Origin of the sequence: Candidatus Venteria ishoeyi, from assembly GCF_030378065.1 — a bacterium.
GTDB classification, from domain to species: Bacteria; Pseudomonadota; Gammaproteobacteria; order Beggiatoales; family Beggiatoaceae; genus Venteria; species Venteria ishoeyi.
This window is the reverse complement of sequence record NZ_JAUCGJ010000010.1, coordinates 59,411-77,987: the sequence shown is the minus strand read 5'-3', so window position 1 is coordinate 77,987 and position 18,577 is coordinate 59,411. Positions and strand designations below refer to the sequence as shown.

The 18,577-nt window shown below is 45.4% G+C and carries 15 protein-coding genes; 6 read left to right on the top strand and 9 right to left on the bottom strand.

Annotation, left to right across the window (positions count from 1 at the left end; all coding sequences use genetic code 11):
• The first annotated feature begins 31 nt into the window (after positions 1–31).
• The 4 genes from tyrS (at position 32) to QUF61_RS04880 (ending at position 3,773) form a co-directional block, all read left to right on the top strand.
• Complete coding sequence (gene tyrS / locus QUF61_RS04895; protein ID WP_289680778.1) at positions 32–1,294, top strand: tyrosine--tRNA ligase; 1,263 nt, start codon at positions 32–34, stop codon at positions 1,292–1,294.
• 12 nt (positions 1,295–1,306) lie between these two features.
• On the top strand, positions 1,307–2,035 hold the full coding sequence (locus QUF61_RS04890) for a M50 family metallopeptidase (protein WP_103918961.1): 729 nt from the start codon (positions 1,307–1,309) through the stop codon (positions 2,033–2,035).
• A 195-nt stretch (positions 2,036–2,230) separates the two neighbouring features.
• A complete protein-coding gene (locus QUF61_RS04885; protein ID WP_289680776.1) occupies positions 2,231–3,346 on the top strand; it encodes a hypothetical protein in 1,116 nt (371 codons plus the stop codon).
• A 40-nt stretch (positions 3,347–3,386) separates the two neighbouring features.
• Positions 3,387–3,773 (top strand): hypothetical protein, encoded by a 387-nt coding sequence (locus tag QUF61_RS04880; RefSeq protein ID WP_289680774.1) that lies wholly within the window; start codon positions 3,387–3,389, stop codon positions 3,771–3,773.
• Positions 3,774–3,894: 121 nt separating this feature from the next.
• Here QUF61_RS04880 and QUF61_RS04875 read toward each other — a convergent pair whose 3' ends face one another.
• The 8 genes from QUF61_RS04875 to QUF61_RS04840 form a co-directional block, all read right to left on the bottom strand.
• Complete coding sequence (locus QUF61_RS04875; protein ID WP_103918959.1) at positions 3,895–4,674, bottom strand: hypothetical protein; 780 nt, start codon at positions 4,672–4,674, stop codon at positions 3,895–3,897.
• A gap of 6 nt (positions 4,675–4,680) precedes the next feature.
• On the bottom strand, positions 4,681–5,805 hold the full coding sequence (locus tag QUF61_RS04870; RefSeq protein ID WP_103918958.1) for an NAD(P)/FAD-dependent oxidoreductase: 1,125 nt from the start codon (positions 5,803–5,805) through the stop codon (positions 4,681–4,683).
• Between the two features lie 4 nt (positions 5,806–5,809).
• Positions 5,810–7,120, bottom strand: a complete 1,311-nt coding sequence (locus QUF61_RS04865; protein WP_289680802.1) for a virulence factor BrkB family protein — start codon at positions 7,118–7,120, stop codon at positions 5,810–5,812.
• Positions 7,120–7,626, bottom strand: coding sequence for a DUF4398 domain-containing protein (locus tag QUF61_RS04860; RefSeq protein ID WP_177428211.1), 507 nt, complete (start codon positions 7,624–7,626; stop codon positions 7,120–7,122). Before QUF61_RS04860 ends, QUF61_RS04865 begins: the two co-directional genes overlap by 1 nt.
• A 411-nt stretch (positions 7,627–8,037) precedes the next feature.
• The gene (parE, locus tag QUF61_RS04855) at positions 8,038–9,927 is read right to left on the bottom strand and encodes a DNA topoisomerase IV subunit B (RefSeq protein ID WP_289680771.1); all 1,890 of its coding nucleotides are present in this window, start codon (positions 9,925–9,927) and stop codon (positions 8,038–8,040) included.
• A 16-nt stretch (positions 9,928–9,943) separates the two neighbouring features.
• Positions 9,944–10,555 (bottom strand): lytic transglycosylase domain-containing protein, encoded by a 612-nt coding sequence (locus QUF61_RS04850; RefSeq protein ID WP_103918954.1) that lies wholly within the window; start codon positions 10,553–10,555, stop codon positions 9,944–9,946.
• A gap of 133 nt (positions 10,556–10,688) precedes the next feature.
• The gene (locus QUF61_RS04845) at positions 10,689–11,648 is read right to left on the bottom strand and encodes a CapA family protein (RefSeq protein WP_289680770.1); all 960 of its coding nucleotides are present in this window, start codon (positions 11,646–11,648) and stop codon (positions 10,689–10,691) included.
• Between the two features lie 193 nt (positions 11,649–11,841).
• Positions 11,842–12,633: a response regulator gene (locus tag QUF61_RS04840; protein WP_289680769.1), complete on the bottom strand. Its 792-nt coding sequence runs from the start codon at positions 12,631–12,633 to the stop codon at positions 11,842–11,844.
• Positions 12,634–13,266: 633 nt separating this feature from the next.
• Between QUF61_RS04840 and QUF61_RS04835 the strand changes: the two genes are divergently transcribed.
• Both QUF61_RS04835 and recA read left to right on the top strand, forming a co-directional pair.
• Positions 13,267–15,402, top strand: coding sequence for a hypothetical protein (locus QUF61_RS04835; RefSeq protein WP_289680767.1), 2,136 nt, complete (start codon positions 13,267–13,269; stop codon positions 15,400–15,402).
• Between the two features lie 288 nt (positions 15,403–15,690).
• Positions 15,691–16,740 (top strand): recombinase RecA, encoded by a 1,050-nt coding sequence (recA, locus tag QUF61_RS04830; RefSeq protein ID WP_289680766.1) that lies wholly within the window; start codon positions 15,691–15,693, stop codon positions 16,738–16,740.
• Between the two features lie 67 nt (positions 16,741–16,807).
• On the opposite strand, the gene QUF61_RS04825 is transcribed toward recA, so the two are convergent.
• Complete coding sequence (locus QUF61_RS04825; protein WP_289680764.1) at positions 16,808–18,313, bottom strand: fumarate hydratase; 1,506 nt, start codon at positions 18,311–18,313, stop codon at positions 16,808–16,810.
• Positions 18,314–18,577 lie beyond the last annotated feature (264 nt).

Sequence of the window (18,577 nt, the reverse complement as noted above, 5' to 3'; positions counted from 1 at the left end):
ACTATTAATGGCACGCATCAGGTAATTCGTAATGTCCGCAACAGAAAACAATACAGTAACAGAACAGGCAAAACCCATACCAGCGCATCTGGTTGAGGCACTGACGCAAATCAAACGTGGCAGTGATGAAATCATTCAGGAATCAGGCCTGGTTCAGCAATTAGAGCAAGCAACAGCAACTGGAAAACCTTTACGCATTAAAGCGGGTTTTGATCCCACCGCACCGGATTTACATCTGGGGCATACTGTTTTAATGAATAAGCTGAAACAGTTTCAGGATTTAGGGCATCATGTCTTGTTTCTGATTGGGGATTTTACCGGCATGATAGGCGATCCCACGGGTAAAAATATCACCCGTAAACCGCTGACCAGAGAACAGGTGTTGGAAAACGCGCACAGTTATGAAACCCAGTTGGGTAAAATTCTGGATCTGGAAAAAACTGAAATCTGTTTTAACTCACAATGGATGGATCAATTTGGTGCCGCCGACATGATCCAACTGGCTGCCAGACATACGGTTGCCAGAATGCTGGAGCGTGATGACTTCCATAAACGTTATCAAGGCAATCAACCGATTGCGATTCATGAGTTCTTGTATCCGCTCGTCCAGGGCTATGATTCCGTTGCGCTAAAAGCAGATGTGGAGCTTGGCGGCACCGATCAGAAATTTAATTTGCTGATGGGGCGTGAACTGCAAAAACAATACGCTCAGACCCCGCAAAGCATTTTAACCATGCCTCTGCTGGAAGGCACGGATGGCATTAATAAAATGTCTAAATCACTGAATAACAGCATCGGCATTGATGAAGCGCCGGAAGAAATGTTTGGCAAGCTGATGTCAATTTCTGATGAATTGATGTGGCGTTATCTGGAACTGTTAAGCTTCCGTCCCTTATCAGAAATCGTGCAAATGCGCACCGATGTTGATGCCGGGAAAAATCCGCGAGATGTCAAAATCGATCTGGCAAAAGAACTCATCAGCCGTTTCCATAGCAATGCCGCTGCTGAGCAGGCACAGCAGGCGTTTATCAAACGCTTTCAACAAAACCAGATACCGGATGACATGCCGGAATTAACCCTGCAAGCTGAAGCAGGCGGTCTGCCGATTGCCAATTTGCTGAAAAGCGCGGGCTTAACCAGCAGCACCTCGGAAGCATTTCGTATGATTAAACAAGGTGCAGTGAAAATTGACAGTGAAAAAGTCAGTGACAAGGGACTGCGCATTCAGGCTGGCACAAATGCTGTGTTTCAGGTCGGTAAACGGCGCTTTGCCAGAGTAAGCGTTACTTCATAAGGCAATATTTGTATGGACATTACCCCCCAGGCCGACTCGCATACGCATTCACGCAGAGCTGCATTGTATACCCTGCTTATTGCAGCAATAGTGACTGTGGTGATTTGGCAGTTCCCCTGGGGTAATTATGTCTTATACCCTTTTACCATTCTAGCCACCTGGTTTCATGAAATGGGGCATGGCCTCAGTGCGCAGTTACTGGGTGGCAATTTTGAGCGCCTGACCTTATATGCTGATGGCTCCGGGGTGGCGCGTTATACCACCACGGTCGATTTCAGTGGTTTTAAAAAAGGGATAATTGCAGCTGCCGGGCCGTTGGGCCCTGCCATTGCCGGGGCTATTTTTATTATTGCCGGACGTAATTACCGCAGCGGTCAGATTTGTTTATGGCTGTTATTGCTGATACTGGTTTTATCTGCGTTTTTATGGATACGTTCAGGTTTTGGACTCAGCGCCACCCTGCTACTGGCAGGCAGTCTGTTTTTGATTCTCTGGCTGACACCGCATTGGATGCAGCAATTTACCATCCAGTTTTTGGGCGTACAGGCGATTATCAGCGCCTGGCGGCAACTGGATTATTTATTTACCTATTCCGTCACCATTGCTGATCAGGCACCGATGTTATCCGATACCGGACAAATGGCAAAATACTTGTTTTTACCCTATTGGTTCTGGGCAAGTTTTTTGATTGTCATTGGTCTGGCGCTATTATTTGGCAGTTTGCGCATCGCATATCGTTAAATAACCTGAATGCGATGTAAGCTTCTTTTCATGCCAACACTTGCTTAGGCATTCCCTCTGTATCTTCGCCATTTTTGCATGAGCTGTAAATATGTTGACAAATACAAGCAGGACTGTGTAAAAGATGGGGATTGAAGTTTAGGATTGTTTTATGTGATTAGTTAATTAATGACAACAATAACAACGAGGCGATATATGGAGATTACGCAACATATAGAAGAGATTTGTATTGGCTTACGAGAAGGTCGTTTTATAAATGAAGCAGCAGTCTCGCAAGGGATTGTACTGCGTGTGTTGCAAGCACTCGAATGGCCAATATTTGATTCTTCTGTTGTAGCTCCTGAATATACCATTGAAGGCCGAAGAGTGGATTATGCGTTATGCCATCCTGCTAATAAACCCGCTGTATTTGTCGAAGTGAAGCAGGTCGGACAAGCAGAAGGCGCTGAACGTCAACTTTTTGAATATGCCTTTCATAGAGGCATTCCAATGGCTATTCTAACTGATGGTCAAGAATGGCATTTTTACTTACCAGGCGAACAAGGTCGGTATACTGAAAGGCGATTCTATAAACTTGATTTATTGGAGCGAGAAACTGATGAAGTTGCTTCAAAACTACAACGATATTTACGCCATACATCCATTATTTCAGGGGATGCCATTGAAATTGCAAGAAAAGATTATAAAAATATCGCCAAAAATAGACAGATAGTGGAAGCGATTCCTCATGCTTGGACAAAACTCATTCAAGAGCAAGATGATTTATTGGTAGAGTTACTGAGCGATAAAGTGGAAAGCCTATGTGGATACAAGCCTGCGGCGAATATCATAGAGGATTTCTTAGTCACTTTACACCATCCTGCAAAAAAATCTTCCACAACATCACATAAGAACAAAGCAACTCTTCCTAAAAAAACACATCGACCAAACAGTGATAGGAAAGGTTCAAGCAAAACGCAAAAGTTGAGTGGTGTCGGTTTTATGCTTGATGGTCATGAATATAGAGAAAAAAGTGCTCGTGGCGTATTAATTCTTATGTTGAAGGAACTTTATAAAAGGGACTCAACATTTTTAAGCAGATTAGCCGCAAGGCCAAAACATGGAAGAAAACGACGGTTTGTTGCACAATCAAAAAGTGAATTGTATCCGGATCGCCCAGATTTATGTGAAGAATACTCAGAACTCATTGCGCCCGGTTGGTGGGCGGGAACGAATTACAGCAAAGGGAATATTATGAAGATCGCCAGTATGGCTTCAGAGGTTGCTGGAATCTCGTTAGGAGATGAGCTTGTTATTAATTTGGGCGAATAAACTGAGATTAAAACTGGATACTCACTAAAGGTCGATCTTAATGTCTGACAAAACATTGCTTTCAGTTATCGAGTTACCCGGACACCCGAATTTTTCCGACCTCTACCAAAAACTGAATATCCGTGAACAACGGGTTAACTCACCGCGCAAAGCGATTAAAATGCTGAAAAAATCAGCACCTGATTTAATTTTTGCAGAGTTTTTGTATGGCTATAGTAATAATTATGCGGGAATTAACATCTGCAACCTGGATGTCTTGATGTACAGCCTGCCAAAATATGCGCCAGAAGCCAAAGTGATAATTATTGCTGATAAATCTGAACAACAATACGCTAAACAGTTTGCTGAAATGTTTCCATTACAGGCTATTTTAATCCGCCCTGTGACAACACAGCAGCTTGAAACAGTTTTGCTGCCATTAATCTAAACCCAGATTTAAACATAAACTTCAATAAACCATTTCGGCTTTATGCGTCCAAAATCAGTGCGGATATGTTGTTTTAAGCCTGCCTTGGAATCTAAAACATAACGGCACTCTGCTTCATGGTTTATAAATCATACCAACGCACATGAAAAATAGAGCGCAACACGCCCACTAAAAAACACACGGCAGCGCTGCCGCTGACAATCGGCCCCAACATATGATAGATCCGTTGCACAAACTCCTGATGATATTCCAGTCCCAAAGCTTCTGGGCTGAAACTGCCCGCCATGCTGACAAAAATCAAAGCGGTGATGCCGCCCATGCCACAACCCACCAGCAAGCCATCAAAAATGGGGGATAATAAAGTATGGCAAAGATTTACAAACCAGTAGGCGGAAGATACATAAATAAAAATAGCCAGTGGAGTGATCATCATCGCTGACCAGGGATAATCAATCTCTCCGATAACAAAATAGAGTAACAACACTGGGATTGCTGCGAGGATACCGGCAATAAAACCAGCCACAATTTTGCCATCCGCCCGACAAATATGCGATTGCTTATCCTGCCAACCATATAAGGCACCCAGCAGCGCACCCAGGCCGCTACCAATTAAAATCAGCGGTTCCAGTGTTGCGCCATCCGGTTTTTTTAAGACATACATCATTAAGGCAATAAACACAAAATTTGCAATCACCACAGTCAGACGCATACTGCTGTATAACAAAGCGGTTAACACGCTGGCCCCGATTGTTGCAATCCAAATGCGTAGCAAGTTTGGGACAATATCGCGTATATATTCACCTAATAATACAAACAGAAAACTGAAAATCATGCCGGTAAAAGCCCAGATGATGCCTCGAAATGCAGCATCTTCCAATAAACGGGAGCGTTGTTGAATCATAAAGGCTCAACGATAATCGCGTAGATAAAACCACTCAAATAAACGCTTCAGCCATTGAAATACTACCAACTTAAAGTGCCAGGCACGTTTTTCATCGCGGTATACCATGATGCCGTTATTTAAGGAATCAACAATACAAATCAGCTCGGTCTTAAAGGTATGTGTTGCGGCTTCGCCCTGCATTTCCGCCAGCAAATTAGTCACCGCTGCTTTAGCTTGTAAATCCGCCATGTGCGCTTGTTTGGGTTTCCAGTCAGGGCCGGGGAAACTACCCGCATCACCCGCCACATAAATATTGTCAAAATCAGGCGTTTTACAATGCTCATCAGCATTAATAAAGCCACCCGCAGTCAATGGCAGACCGCTGTTTGCTGCCCAGGCAGGCCCCGTCATGCCCGGCATGAACAAGGTTAAATCACTACGCTCTTCGCCGCCTTCAGTTTTAATTTTATGCGCTTCAAAACCTTTTATTTTATGCCCAAGATGAGTATGAATCTGGCGATTTTTCATTTCCATCAGCAAACCGTCAACGGCTTTTGCGCCCATGCGTTTACCGGGTTGTGGCGCGGGACTGAAAAACAATAAATCAAATTGCTCGCGTCGCCCCTGCTGACGTAAGAGGGTATCAATGCCAAACATGAATTCAAAAATAGGCCCACCGCGCATGGCGGAAGGCTCTTTGGGATTGCCGCCAAAGCCAAAAGCCAGGGTGCCGCTGGTCATTTCCGCCAAGCGGTCGCTATAAGCGCGGGTGGATTCGTAACCTTCGCAGGGTATAAAAACCTGATCTATACCCGGTAGTTTTTTAATAAAACGCCCACCACTGGCAATGATCAGCTTATCAAAATCAAACTCACCTTGATCTGTTTCCACAATGGAGGCTTCCGGGCGTAAACCCGTCACACTGGCTTGCTGGTATTCCACTGCATGACGTTTAAAAAAATTGGCCAAAGGTAATTTAATATCGGTTTCCGTGCGCCAGCCTGCGGGTACCCAAATCAGGCTGGGATAATAGACAAATTCTGCCTTGGGCGCGAGCAGGGTGATTTTGTCACGATAGCCCTGTTTACGCAGGCTTTTAACGGCAGTCAGTGCGGCAAAACCCGCACCTAGAATGACAGTGTTTTGCATAGATTCATTTCTCCTGAATGTCCAGATGTTGGCTATAAAATGTTTTTAAGGGTTTGTTCATTTCCTGTTCCGTAAGTGCGCGTATCGGTTCTAATGTTTGTTCCAGATTTTTATTCCAGCTTTGATGCTTGTCAGGTAACTCCGGGTAGGTATCAAAAATGCCGTTGACCATCATTTTGTATAAATCCAATAATGCTACTTCACCTAAATCCCGCGCCAGACCCCATTCATCACCCTCAACACCGCGATAAACCCAATGATGGCGTTTTAATCGCCTTAACATATCCATTAAACGCAATTCATTCTGCCAGCCTTCGCGGCTTAAAATCACCTCCAGGCTCAAGGTGCTGCCCTGCTGCTGGGCTTCCCATAAATGCCCCAGCAAGCGATAGCTGTAAATAAAATTACTATAGCCTGATAATTTTTGATTATGATATTCCGAACGCCGATAGATGGTCAGACAATAGGTCACTTCCGCACCAAATAGAATCATAATCCAGGAGGCGTAAATCCAAATCAGAAATAATGGAATAGTGGACAGCGCACCATAAATCGTTTCATACACGGGGGATTGCGTCACATATAAAGCAAAGCCACGTTTTGCCATGTCAAATAATAAAGCGGCGCAGATACCACCCAATAAAGCGTAAAACATGGGAACCCGCCGATTTGGAATCAACATATACAGCAGGGTAAATGCCGTGGCTGAAGTCACAAAAGGCAGTATATTTAACACCTGCAAACCCAGGTGGCGCTCTACCACATCACTCCACAAGGATAAGGAGGTCAGATAAGAAGTGATAAACACACTGATACCAATCAGCAGTGGCGCAACGGTTAATATCGACCAATACACCAGAAAACTGGTCACCGGGTTACGACTTCGATTGCTGTGCCAGATGGTATTTAAGGCTTTATCAATGGTTTTTACCATCAGCAGCGCGGTGATAATCAAAAAAGCGATACCAATCGCAGTCAGTTGTGAGGTTTTTTGGGTAAAATTTTCTAAATAGTCCTGTACCACCGCACCGGAAGCCGGGACAAAGTTTTCAAAAATAAAATGCTGTATATCATTTTGAATTTCGCTAAATGCCGGAAATGCTGAGAGCATACCAAACACCAGGGTCATCAACGGCACCAGTGATAACAAGGTGGTGTAAGCCAGTGCTGATGCCTGCGTGATACAGCGATCCTCAACAAAACGTAGCACCAGCAAATGCAAAAAACCACTGATATTCTGTAAAAATGTGCGTATTGCAGGGGGGAGTTTATGGAAAAAACGCTGCTCCCATTCCTGGTAGCGCTGTATATCCATCAAGGTTGTATTTTCCGATTCACAGGCTCAACATGCAAGGCGGCTTCCGCCTGAGCCAAAGCCTGCTCAACTTGCTCTAATGCAGAGGCTGCCAGCGCGCTGGCTTTCTGTAAATCCCCATGCAAGGCCAGGGCTTTCGCTTCTTTTAATAAAACTTCGGTATACAACCATTCAAATCCTTGTGCTTTTACCTGCTGTAAGCCACTTTCGGCAGACAATAGCGTCTGTGTAAGCTGATGCGCGTATACTGCCTCTTCTTTGGCAACCTCAGCATTAAAATGGGCATAATGATAAGCATGAGGGCCTGCTGATAATTCCTTTTCCGCCTGGTGCAAACGTCGCTCCGCGCAGGCAATGTTCGCAGGCAGATAAACATGCGCCTTAATATCACGCGCTGCCTGAATTGCCTGACGCGCATCGCTCATCGCCTGAGTGGGTGGCAGCACACTGCTACAGGCGCTGAGCATGAATAAAACAATACAAATAGATAAATAAGCTGACTTCATGATAATACGATAAAAACAGAAAGCTTGGAGTATAACCTGATTTCTGCTATTGCGCATCCTGCGTGCAGTTGATGAAACAACAACACCTGCTTCAGGAATCTGTGGTGAGCATAATTATTCTGACAAGGATTTGTGCAGGCTATTTTGTATTTTTCAAAGCGCAACGCCGGGAGCGTCGTTCCCAGGAGGCCGTCCGAGAATAGCAAAATCAATAATTTTGCTAAATTTAACCCATTATTTATCAATAACTTAAAAACCCAGTTTTTTGAAAAACCGAGTTCTTGGACAGCTTCCTATGGAGTGAGGATGAAATAAATGCAGGAACTGGGCACAGGATTTTTATTCATTTTCACAATGCAGAAAATGGAGAAAAAGACCAGCCAGCTTGCTGAAGTTATAAAATTCTCACTCCTATGTAACCACTGCCAGATTCCCTTTACTTTCCAGCCAGGCCCTGCGATCCGAGGCACGTTTTTTAGCCAGCAGCATATCCATGGTGGCCTGGGTTTCCTCCGGGGCTTCCATCGTCAATTGCACCAAACGCCGGGTATCCGGGTTCATGGTGGTTTCCCGCAGTTGCATGGGGTTCATTTCGCCCAAGCCCTTAAAACGCTGGACATTGGTTTTGCCGCGTTTGCGCTCGGCGGTAAGACGCTCTAATATGCCTTCACGTTCATCATCATTGAGTGCATAAAATACTTCATTACCTAAATCAATCCGGTATAAGGGCGGCATTGCCACATAAATATGTCCGGCACTCACCACTGCGGGAAAGTGGCGCACAAACAAGGCGCATAACAAGGTGGCGATATGCGCGCCATCAGAATCGGCATCCGCCAGAATACAGACCTTGCCATAGCGTAATCCTGTCAGGTTTTCGCTGTCCGGGTCTACGCCAATAGCCACCGCAATATCATGCACTTCCTGTGAAGCCAGCACCTGCCCGGAAGAAACTTCCCAGGTGTTGAGAATTTTACCGCGCAAGGGCATCACCGCCTGATAGTTTTTATCTCTGGCCTGCTTGGCAGAACCACCCGCAGAATCTCCTTCTACCAGGAACAGTTCGGTTAAATTCATATCTGCACTGGTGCAATCTGAGAGTTTTCCCGGTAATGCTGGCCCGCCGGTGGTTTTTTTGCGAGTAACTTTTTTAGCGGTTTTTAAGCGGTTTTGAGCGCGGGTGATAATCTGCTCGGCAATTTTCTCGCCGGTTTCCGGGTGCTGGTTTAACCATAAACTCAGGCTGTCGCGCACCACGCCGGAAACAAAACTGGCACAGGCGCGGGAAGATAAACGTTCTTTGGTTTGCCCGGAAAATTGTGGGTCAGCCAGTTTCACGGACAGCACATAAGCGCATTGCGCCCAGACATCATCAGGCGCGAGTTTAACGCCGCGTGGCAATAAGTTGCGTAAATCACAAAATTCCCGCACCGCTTCCAGTAAACCACTGCGCAGACCATTGACATGGGTACCGCCCTGGATGGTGGGAATCAGATTGACATAACTTTCTACCAGTAATTCCTGCTCTTCCACCTGCCATACCAAGGCCCAGTCAGCGGCTTCTGTATTGCCACTGAAATGCCCGGTAAAGGGTTCTTGCGGCAGGTATTCAGTATCCGTGAGATGGGCTTGCAAATAGCTGGTCAGGCCATCTTCATAAAACCATTCCCAGCTTTCATCGCTGCCAGCTTCTTTTAGGGTGATAGTCAAACCCGGACATAACACCGCTTTGGCGCGCAGCACTTGTTTGAGTTTATTGAGGGAAAACGGGGCTTGATCAAAATACTGGGGATCAGGATAAAAATGTACCTGGGTGCCGGTATTTTTTTTGCCAACACTGCCTGTGGCCTGTAAATCACTGACTTTTTCGCCATCGGCAAACGCCATATGCCAGGTTTTCCCATCGCGTTTGACTTCTACCTCCAGGCGCGTGGATAAGGCATTGACTACCGAGATACCCACCCCGTGCAAACCGCCGGAAAACTGGTAATTTTTATTGGAAAATTTGCCCCCGGCATGGAGTCGGGTCAAAATCAGTTCTACGCCACTGATGCCTTCTTCCGGGTGAATATCCACCGGCATACCACGCCCGTTATCACTGACGGAAAGTGATTGATCGGCATATAACACCACATCAATCTGATTGGCATGACCCGCCATCGCTTCATCCACACTGTTATCAATGACTTCCTGGGCAAGATGATTTGGACGCGTGGTATCGGTATACATGCCCGGACGTTTGCGCACAGGGTCAAGACCGCTGAGTACCTCAATTTCTGAGGCTTGATATTGTTCTGTCATATTTTAACCTGAATTTTTACGGGGCGGCTTGCTGTTTCTGTGCTTGTTGCCAGTGAGTGAATACCCGTTTGACATAATGCTGGGTTTCCGGGATACGCGGTATCCGACCTAATTTTGCAACTCTGGTGGGACCGGCATTATACGCGGCTAATGCCAGCTTTACCGATTTAAAACGGCGCAATTGCTGGGCAAAATATTTTGCTCCGCAATCTAAATTTTTTTCTGACTGGAAACGCTCTTTAGTGCTTAAACCACAAACAGATTTTGCCGTTTCCGGCATTAACTGGGTTAACCCTGCTGCACCAGCCGATGAGTAGGCCCAGGGGTTCCAGTGGCTTTCCTGAGTGATTAATGCGTGAAATAAAAGTGTATCAATTTCATATTTTTTGGCATAAAAGGCCGCGCGTTGTTGTAAATCGTCTTTTTGCAGGGAAATATAATAATAGCCAGCAAACAAAACAAGATAAGCCAACACAAAAAAAATGAGTAATTGTCTGAATAAACGTACTAACAAGCCCGGCTTTTTTTTCTCAAAACCTGAGCTTATCTCATCTATGCCATCGCCAGCGGGAGGTGGTGTTGCAGGTGTTACAGGCTGGTTTTGTTGGCTTGCATCAATTTCAGCCATGATTATTTAAATTTAATTTGGGTTTGTGGAATTCAGAAGCTACTGCTAAACCTATTGCGCTCGACATAGCGGCGCTGCCTGCGCCCTGCCCCGGCTTTGTTCATAACGCTTTAGCAACAACTTCTCAGATGGTTTATTTTTTAATAATTTTACCATTATTTAAAATTTTTAATGGGGTCTTTGGAAAATCCGTCAGAGTCAATTGCTGTATACGCTTTAGGACTTTAGCATTGGCATCCAGATAAACACCATTGGCTTTATTCTGTCGGGTGGAAATTACCTTGCCCTGCATAAACTGGCCTTGTGCATCAACATCAACTTGTAAAATGGGTGCAATGCCATTGATACCGCGTAGATTAAAGCGCCCGTAAGTACAAAAATTACCCAGGCTATAGGCTATTAAACGGCCTTTATATAGTTCCAGCGCACGGGTGACATGCGGGCCATGTCCAAATACCAGATCGGCACCTGCATCGATTACCGCATGGGCAAATTGGTAGACATTACCCCGGTTTTCACCATAAAATTTTTCAGTTTTACGGGTCACATGTTCATACTTGCGACCTTCTGCGCCACCATGAAAAGAAACAATAACAACATCACTTTGTTTGGCAAGCTGAGTGACAATTTGTTTGGCTTTTTTTATGTTGCGCAAATCCACCGTACCGACATTAGGCGCAAAAGCGGCAAAGCCATAACGCACCCCGTTTTTAGTAAATACCGCAGTGGGTTTGCTAAGCTGCCCCGCAGCCTGTATGCCCATGGCTTTGAGATTGGCTATGGTGCTGCTACGTCCACTTTGCCCAAAATCACCGACATGATTATTGGCAATACTGACGGCATCAAAGCCCCCGTTTTTTAAGTTATGCTGTGCATAAGCGACTGGCATACGAAAGGCATAACATTTTTTGGGATCACTGCAACGTTTAACCTGACCACCTTTATTGAGGATAGTGCCTTCCAGATTACCCACAGTTAAATCCGCGCTGCGCAATATTGCCGCCGTATCGTGCAACAGGCTTTTGCCTTCATTGGCAGGCAAATAAGCTGCGCTGGGATAGTTGGTGCCAAACATCATGTCACCCACAGCCATAATGCGCACAGCCCCTTCAGGCTTTGCTGCAACAGCAGGGGGAAGACATAAACTGCAAAAAGTCAGGAAAAATAAAAAAAAGTGTTTCATATTTTGGCGCAAATAAATACTAATAAAATTCAGCGTGAAGCAGCGGTATTTTTTTTATGCCCTTAAAGCACAAACAAAAAGCCTTTGCGTAACTCAGCTCTATTCAGTTTGTTTTTAACTTTTCAATAACCAATTCGCTTAACTCATCATGTTCGATTTTTTTATCTTTTGTTTTAGCCCCTTCCGGACAAAACATATAACCAACACTGTGTACCGTGCGAATATAAGCAGGCTCTGCGGGATCTTCTTCCATTTTTGTGCGTAAACGTCGAACCTTGACATCAATACTGCGATTCTGACGATTATACTCACGCCCTTTCAGTAAAGTGGAGAGCTTATCGCGATTTAAAACCTGGTTGGGGTTTTCCACAAACACGCGCAATAATTCAAATTCAGATTTACTTAAATGAATCTGTTGATTCTGGTGCAGAAACTGGTAGGAAGCCAGATTTAATACAAAATCACCAAAACAATAACTCGGAGGGATCGGCTCAAGCTTATCTGTACCGGACTGCATATGCATACGCCGCAATAAAGCACGCACCCTGGCAAGTACTTCGCGCAAACTGGTGGGTTTACTCAGATAATCATCCGCACCAATTTCCAGGCCAACAACTCTGTCCACTTCTTCGTTTAAGGCTGATAAAATCAAAATTGGTGCAACAAATTTATTTGCCCGTAAGCGTTTGGCAATAGATAAGCCATCTTCACCCGGCAACATGACATCGAGAATTAATAAATCAATTGTTTCCCGGTTGATAATCGGATCCATGATAGTGGCATCACGCGCGGTACTAACCTGGTAACCGCGTGCGGACAGATAGTCACGCAAAGTATCACGAAATAAATCATCATCTTCTACAATAAGAAGGTGGGCTTGAATATCGGTTATCATGTGGCAATCATCCTGATAAAATGCGAGCGTAACTTACGCATATCCTCTAAAATCCTGTTTATTATTTGATTATTATCACACAGCGAAAAATTACACTGAGCTAGTATTAGGAGTGAGAATTTTATAACTTCAGCAACTTGGCTGGTCTTTTTCTCCATTTTCTGCGTTCCGCCTGTTTGGACTTAGGCAGTTACATAGCTTGCTATGCGCCTGTTTTCACGCCTTGAAAATGAATAAAAATCCTGCGCCCAGTTTCTGTATTTATTTTATCCTCACTCCTTAGTGTTATCAAATACCTGCTGATAATCGAATCTGCAATTACCCCATCAGTGGAATAAATTGCAAACAGATGCTTTACTTATACAGTCGGCTTTAGCGGCTTTTATATTATCGGCGGCACTTAGGAACGAGGATTTTATAATTCCCGAAACCAAGCTGGCCTTTTTCTCCATTTTCTGTGTTATGAAAACTGCAACATAAGCTGCTTGTACGCCTGTTTTCATACCTTGAAAATGAACAAAAATCCTGCGTCCAGTTTCGGTTCTTATTTCATCCTCGCTCTTTAATTAATAAAATTAATTAATAGTGCCTTAAGATATTTCCATTAAAATAGTCACAACTTTATAACATATTTTGAAAAAAATAACCTGTCAATTTACACAATGGCTGATTTGTAACGGGCTGTTCTTTGTATTAGTACCTGCTGCCTGGGCATTGGATAGCTTAAATTTACAAATGAACAGCCTGCAAGCTGTGGGCATGGAAATCACCCAGCCTCAATTTCAGCTTGAGTTGCGCGCAGATAACAGCTTATCGGTAAAACTCAAAGCGGCTAAGTTGAAAATACCTGCCTTGCAAGCACTACTGCAAGGCACGGGCAGCACCACGTTAAAACAATTGGAACTGCATTGTGCGCAGCTCATTGATACGGCAAATAAACTGACCTGCGTTAAAGGCCGCTTAACCCTGGCGCAATTGCCCGTATACCGTAACAGCCTGTTGCGCTTTGAGTACCATAAACCCAGCGCCGCACTAAAACTCTGGTTAACCGGTATTAAACTCGGTGGTGGGCGGGTTAATCTTCATGTCAACTGGCAAGGGCCGGGAAAACGCTGGAAACTGAATATCCAGCTTAAAAATTTCTCCCATCAGCGTTTATCCGGCTGGTGGTTGCGCCTCTGGCAAAAATGGCTGCCAAAACTACCCGCAGGATTTGAGCTGACATTGCCACTCAATGCAGAACTGGATTTACAGGGTAAAACCACATTAGAAAAAATTTCCGGCACAATCAGCAGTCGTGGCAAACAAAAAGGTCTGACGCTGAATAATGCGCAGGGCACTATCGCCACAGAAAACCTGAAATTTGAGTTGGCACTGAATCTACGCCAAGTTAAACAAGACTGGGCAATTTCCACGCGGCTGAAATTATACAGCGGTGCAGTTTATGCCGAACCTGCCTTTATCGAAGTTCAAAAAGCACCGATAGTCATACAAACAGAACTGGATTGGTCTGCACGCAAATCCCGTCTGCATGTTCGGAAATTGCATTATCTACATAAAGACATTCTGGAATGGCAGGCGCGTGGTTTTTATTTTCCAGGCAAAGCCAGCGCATTTAAAAAACTGCATCTGGAATTATTTCCCAGTTCACTGAAAAATTTACAAAAATACTATCTGCAAGCATGGCTGGAGACAGCACAATCCAATTTACGTCTGCGCGGTTTAATCAGTGCTCGCCTGGATTGGGATAAGGCCAGCAGCGCAACGCTGACGCTGTCTCGGGTCAGTCTCAGCACTGCTACAACAAGCATTCGGAGCATCAATGGCAGCTTGCACTGGTTATCAGAAAAACCACCTAATAATGCACCCATAAAACCCAGTCAGATAAGCTGGTCAGGGCTGCAACTGGGAACATTAAGCTTGCCTGCGGCTTATTGCAAACTGGAAATACTTGGCGACAAATTGCGTTTATTACAACCCTGGAAAAGTCGCTTATTAGATGGCTCTGTGACGCTAAATACACTGGAAATCAGTGGTCTGGGAGGAAAACCAGCAAACTATAGCGCAAAACTTTCCGCTAATTTCAAACCCATTTCCATGTCTGCCTTATCACATACACTGGGATTTCCTGAATTGGGTGGTGAATTGGCGGCAGTGATTCCTGCAATTCACTACCAGAAACAGCAATTGCGTATTGAAGGCGCGTTATTACTGAAAGTGTTTGATGGTGATGTCATTATTCACAATTTAAGCCTGCAAAATCCTTTCGGCGAAACCCCACAATTGCGGGGCAAGGTTGATTTTAAGCAACTGGATTTAGAATTGCTTACACGCTTTTTTGAATTTGGCGAGATTTCCGGGCGACTGGATGGTTATATTCGCAAACTGCATTTGTACAACTGGCAACCTGTCGCTTTTGACGCCTGGTTTGGTACCCCTGAAAAGGATCGCAGTCCGCATAAAATCAGCCAGAAGGCATTGAACAACCTCTCCAGCCTCGGCGGTGCCAGCGTCACTGATGCCTTATCCCGCAGTATATTACGAGTATTTTCCGCATTTTCTTATGCTCGTATCGGCTGGGGCTGTGTGCTAAAAAATAACACCTGCCAGATGAGTGGCGTGGAACCTGCCAAACAGGGTTATTACATCGTCAAAGGCGGCGGCCTGCCACGTATTGATGTGATTGGTTTTAATCATCGAGTAAACTGGCAGACTTTACTGCAACGTCTGAAAAGCGCCACCAATATTGGTGCACCGGTTATTGAGTAACTGAAAACTCTGGAAAAGCCTGTAAGCCATTGATTTTATTAAAAGCAAAAAAGTTCTTCGGAGTTTTCAGTTATAACGCCACTTATCAAGGACTGCCAGTTCAGGTTATTGGTATCAGCATTGTGATTACGCTGCATAATTAAAGTATTGCCTTAGGAGCGAGAATTTTATCTGCTTATTTTTCAGCCAGGAATTATTAAAGCGATTCCAATGTTACTGTGTTAATATACATGTATATTTATACAGGAATACTATCAAGAGGCTAATACTATCAAGAGGCTGAAAAAAATGGATGAGAATCGTAAAAAAGCCCTGGGCACCACCTTGCTGCAAATCGAAAAACAATTTGGCAAAGGCGCAGTCATGCGTTTGGGTGATGATCGTGCGGTGACTAATATCGAAAGCGTTTCAACCGGCTCACTGGGTCTGGATATTGCGCTGGGCATCGGCGGTCTGCCTCGGGGGCGCGTGGTTGAAATCTACGGCCCGGAATCTTCCGGTAAAACCACCTTGACCTTGCATGTGGTAGCGGAAATTCAAAAACAAGGTGGCACGGCGGCTTTTATTGATGCCGAACATGCTTTAGACCCCGCTTATGCGGAAAATCTTGGTGTCGATGTTGATGAACTACTGGTTTCCCAGCCGGATACTGGCGAACAGGCGCTGGAAATTGCCGATATGCTGGTACGCTCCAGTGCTGTTGATGTTGTCGTCATTGATTCCGTTGCCGCGCTAACGCCTAAAGCAGAAATTGAAGGGGAAATGGGCGACACCCATGTGGGTTTGCAGGCGCGTTTAATGTCTCAGGCACTGCGTAAATTAACCGCCAATATCAAACGCTCTAATACTTTGGTTGTTTTTATTAACCAGATTCGTATGAAAATCGGTGTTATGTTCGGCAACCCGGAAACCACCACCGGTGGTAACGCGCTGAAATTTTATGCCTCAGTGCGCCTGGATATACGCCGTATCGGTGCGATTAAACGCGGTGATGAAGTGGTCGGTAATGAAACCCGGGTGAAGGTGTTAAAAAACAAAATCGCGCCGCCCTTTAAGGAAGTGATTTTCGACATTATCTATGGCGAAGGCATTTCCCGCGAAAGTGAAATTATCGATATGGGCGTTAAACAGGGACTGATTAACAAGGCGGGAGCCTGGTACAGTTACAATGGTGATCGTATTGGTCAGGGTAAGGAAAATGTACGCTTGTATATGAAAGAAAACCCGGAAACTGCTGCTGGTATTGAGAAACTAATCCGCGAAAAAATGATGCCTCAAAAAGCGACAGAGGAAACGAAAGAAAAAGAAAGCAAGGAAAGTGCTAAAAAAAACAAATAAGCTGACGTAAGACGGAAGCGGTTTTCAGCCGTATCACGGCTGAAAGAAGCTTACGTCGAACCTCAGGTTAAATATCAGAAACCGGAATCCGCCATTCCAACGGCCCGGTTTGATGTACGGCGCGGCCTTTTGCATCCACGGCAACGGTCACGGGCATATCTTTGATTTCAAATTCATAAATCGCTTCCATACCCAAATCTTCAAAAGCTAAAACTTGCGCTTTACAAATCGCTTTAGACACCAGATAAGCCGCGCCGCCGACAGCCATTAAGTACACAGAGCCATGTTTGGCGATGCTGTCTATGGTGGCCTGCCCTCGCTCTGCCTTGCCTATCATGCCCAGCAAGCCGGTTTCTGTCAGCATCATGTCGGTATAAGGGTCCATGCGGGTGGCAGTGGTCGGGCCTGCCGGGCCAACTACTTCACCGGCAATCGGATCAACTGGCCCTACGTAATAAATAAAACGTCCCTGAAAATCAACGGGTAAGCTTTGGCCTTGCGCCAGCATTTGTTGAATACGTTGATGCGCGGCATCACGTCCGGTCAGGATTTTCCCGGATAATAATATCTGCTCTCCGGCTTTCCAGCTTTGAATGTCGGCCTTATCCAGATTCTCCAGATTTACGCGGCGTACCTGTGCTTGTGGTGTGTAAGTAATATCCGGCCAATCTTCCAGTGCAGGTGCTTGTAACGCCACCGGGCCACTACCATCCAGGCTGAAATGTATATGCCGGGTGGCGGCGCAGTTGGGGATCATGGCAACAGGCAAGGAAGCTGCATGTGTTGGGTAATCCAGAATTTTTACATCCAGCACCGTGGTCAAGCCACCCAGGCCTTGTGCGCCGATACCCAGTGCATTGACTTTTTCATAGAGTTCCAGGCGCAAAGCTTGCAGATGATTGTCTGCACCTTTTTCCCGCAAGAGTTGAATATCAATGGGTTCCAGCAAGGCTTGCTTTGCCAGTAACATGGCTTTTTCCGCCGTGCCGCCAATACCGATGCCCAGCATACCCGGCGGACACCAACCCGCGCCCATCCCCGGCACTGTGTCCAACACCCAGTCAACAATAGATGCACCGGGATTGAGCATGGCAAACCGAGCCTTGTTTTCCGAGCCACCGCCTTTGGCTGCCAGACGCACTTCCAGCGTATTGCCCGGCACCAGATTGATATGCACCACTGCCGGAGTATTATCGCGGGTATTTTGTCGTCGCCCCGCAGGATCATCTAACACTGAAGCGCGCAGGCGGTTATCCGGGTGGTTATAAGCACGGCGCACACCTTCATCCACCATCTCCTGAATGCTTAAATCCGTATCCCAGGAAACATCCATACCAATGTCCAGAAACACCACGGCAATACCGGTATCCTGGCAAATTGGGCGATGGCCCTGGGCGCACATTCTGGAGTTGATTAAAATCTGTGCCATGGCATCTTTGGCTGCCGGTGATTTCTCCTTTTGCCAGGCCTGGTGCAGACTTTGAATGTAATCTATGGGATGGTAATAGGAAATAAACTGAAAACCATCAGCGATGCTTTGAATAAAATCATTTTTTTTAATAGATGTTGTCATGGTGCTGGATTTAACATATTAACGATGAGCATATTTATGAAATATCTGGGTAAATTCCCAGTGAAAAATTCACTGGGCGAGATGGAACTAAACAACCACCCGCTAAAAGACGAGTGGATTAGAGCGTTTGGCGGCTGAAAGCCAAGATACAGGGCGGACAAACCCTGTTGTTTAGCCCCAACGGGGCGCATTAATATAGCCAGGGGTAACACCCCTGGAATTGTATCCGTGTCATTCTCTACCCTGGGGCGCTGCCCCACTACC

What these genes read in the sequence shown, in the direction of transcription:
- QUF61_RS04885 (WP_289680776.1), top strand. Translation starts at nt 2,231, where the DNA reads ATGGAGATTACGCAACATATAGAAGAGATTTGTATTGGCTTACGAGAA.
- QUF61_RS04880 (WP_289680774.1), top strand. Translation starts at nt 3,387, where the DNA reads ATGTCTGACAAAACATTGCTTTCAGTTATCGAGTTACCCGGACACCCG.
- QUF61_RS04890 (WP_103918961.1), top strand. Translation starts at nt 1,307, where the DNA reads ATGGACATTACCCCCCAGGCCGACTCGCATACGCATTCACGCAGAGCT.
- recA (WP_289680766.1), top strand. Translation starts at nt 15,691, where the DNA reads ATGGATGAGAATCGTAAAAAAGCCCTGGGCACCACCTTGCTGCAAATC.
- QUF61_RS04860 (WP_177428211.1), bottom strand. Translation starts at nt 7,626, where the DNA reads ATGAAGTCAGCTTATTTATCTATTTGTATTGTTTTATTCATGCTCAGC.
- QUF61_RS04825 (WP_289680764.1), bottom strand. Translation starts at nt 18,313, where the DNA reads ATGACAACATCTATTAAAAAAAATGATTTTATTCAAAGCATCGCTGAT.
- parE (WP_289680771.1), bottom strand. Translation starts at nt 9,927, where the DNA reads ATGACAGAACAATATCAAGCCTCAGAAATTGAGGTACTCAGCGGTCTT.
- QUF61_RS04840 (WP_289680769.1), bottom strand. Translation starts at nt 12,633, where the DNA reads ATGATAACCGATATTCAAGCCCACCTTCTTATTGTAGAAGATGATGAT.
- QUF61_RS04870 (WP_103918958.1), bottom strand. Translation starts at nt 5,805, where the DNA reads ATGCAAAACACTGTCATTCTAGGTGCGGGTTTTGCCGCACTGACTGCC.
- QUF61_RS04865 (WP_289680802.1), bottom strand. Translation starts at nt 7,120, where the DNA reads ATGGATATACAGCGCTACCAGGAATGGGAGCAGCGTTTTTTCCATAAA.
- tyrS (WP_289680778.1), top strand. Translation starts at nt 32, where the DNA reads ATGTCCGCAACAGAAAACAATACAGTAACAGAACAGGCAAAACCCATA.
- QUF61_RS04850 (WP_103918954.1), bottom strand. Translation starts at nt 10,555, where the DNA reads ATGGCTGAAATTGATGCAAGCCAACAAAACCAGCCTGTAACACCTGCA.
- QUF61_RS04845 (WP_289680770.1), bottom strand. Translation starts at nt 11,648, where the DNA reads ATGGCTGTGGGTGACATGATGTTTGGCACCAACTATCCCAGCGCAGCT.
- QUF61_RS04875 (WP_103918959.1), bottom strand. Translation starts at nt 4,674, where the DNA reads ATGATTCAACAACGCTCCCGTTTATTGGAAGATGCTGCATTTCGAGGC.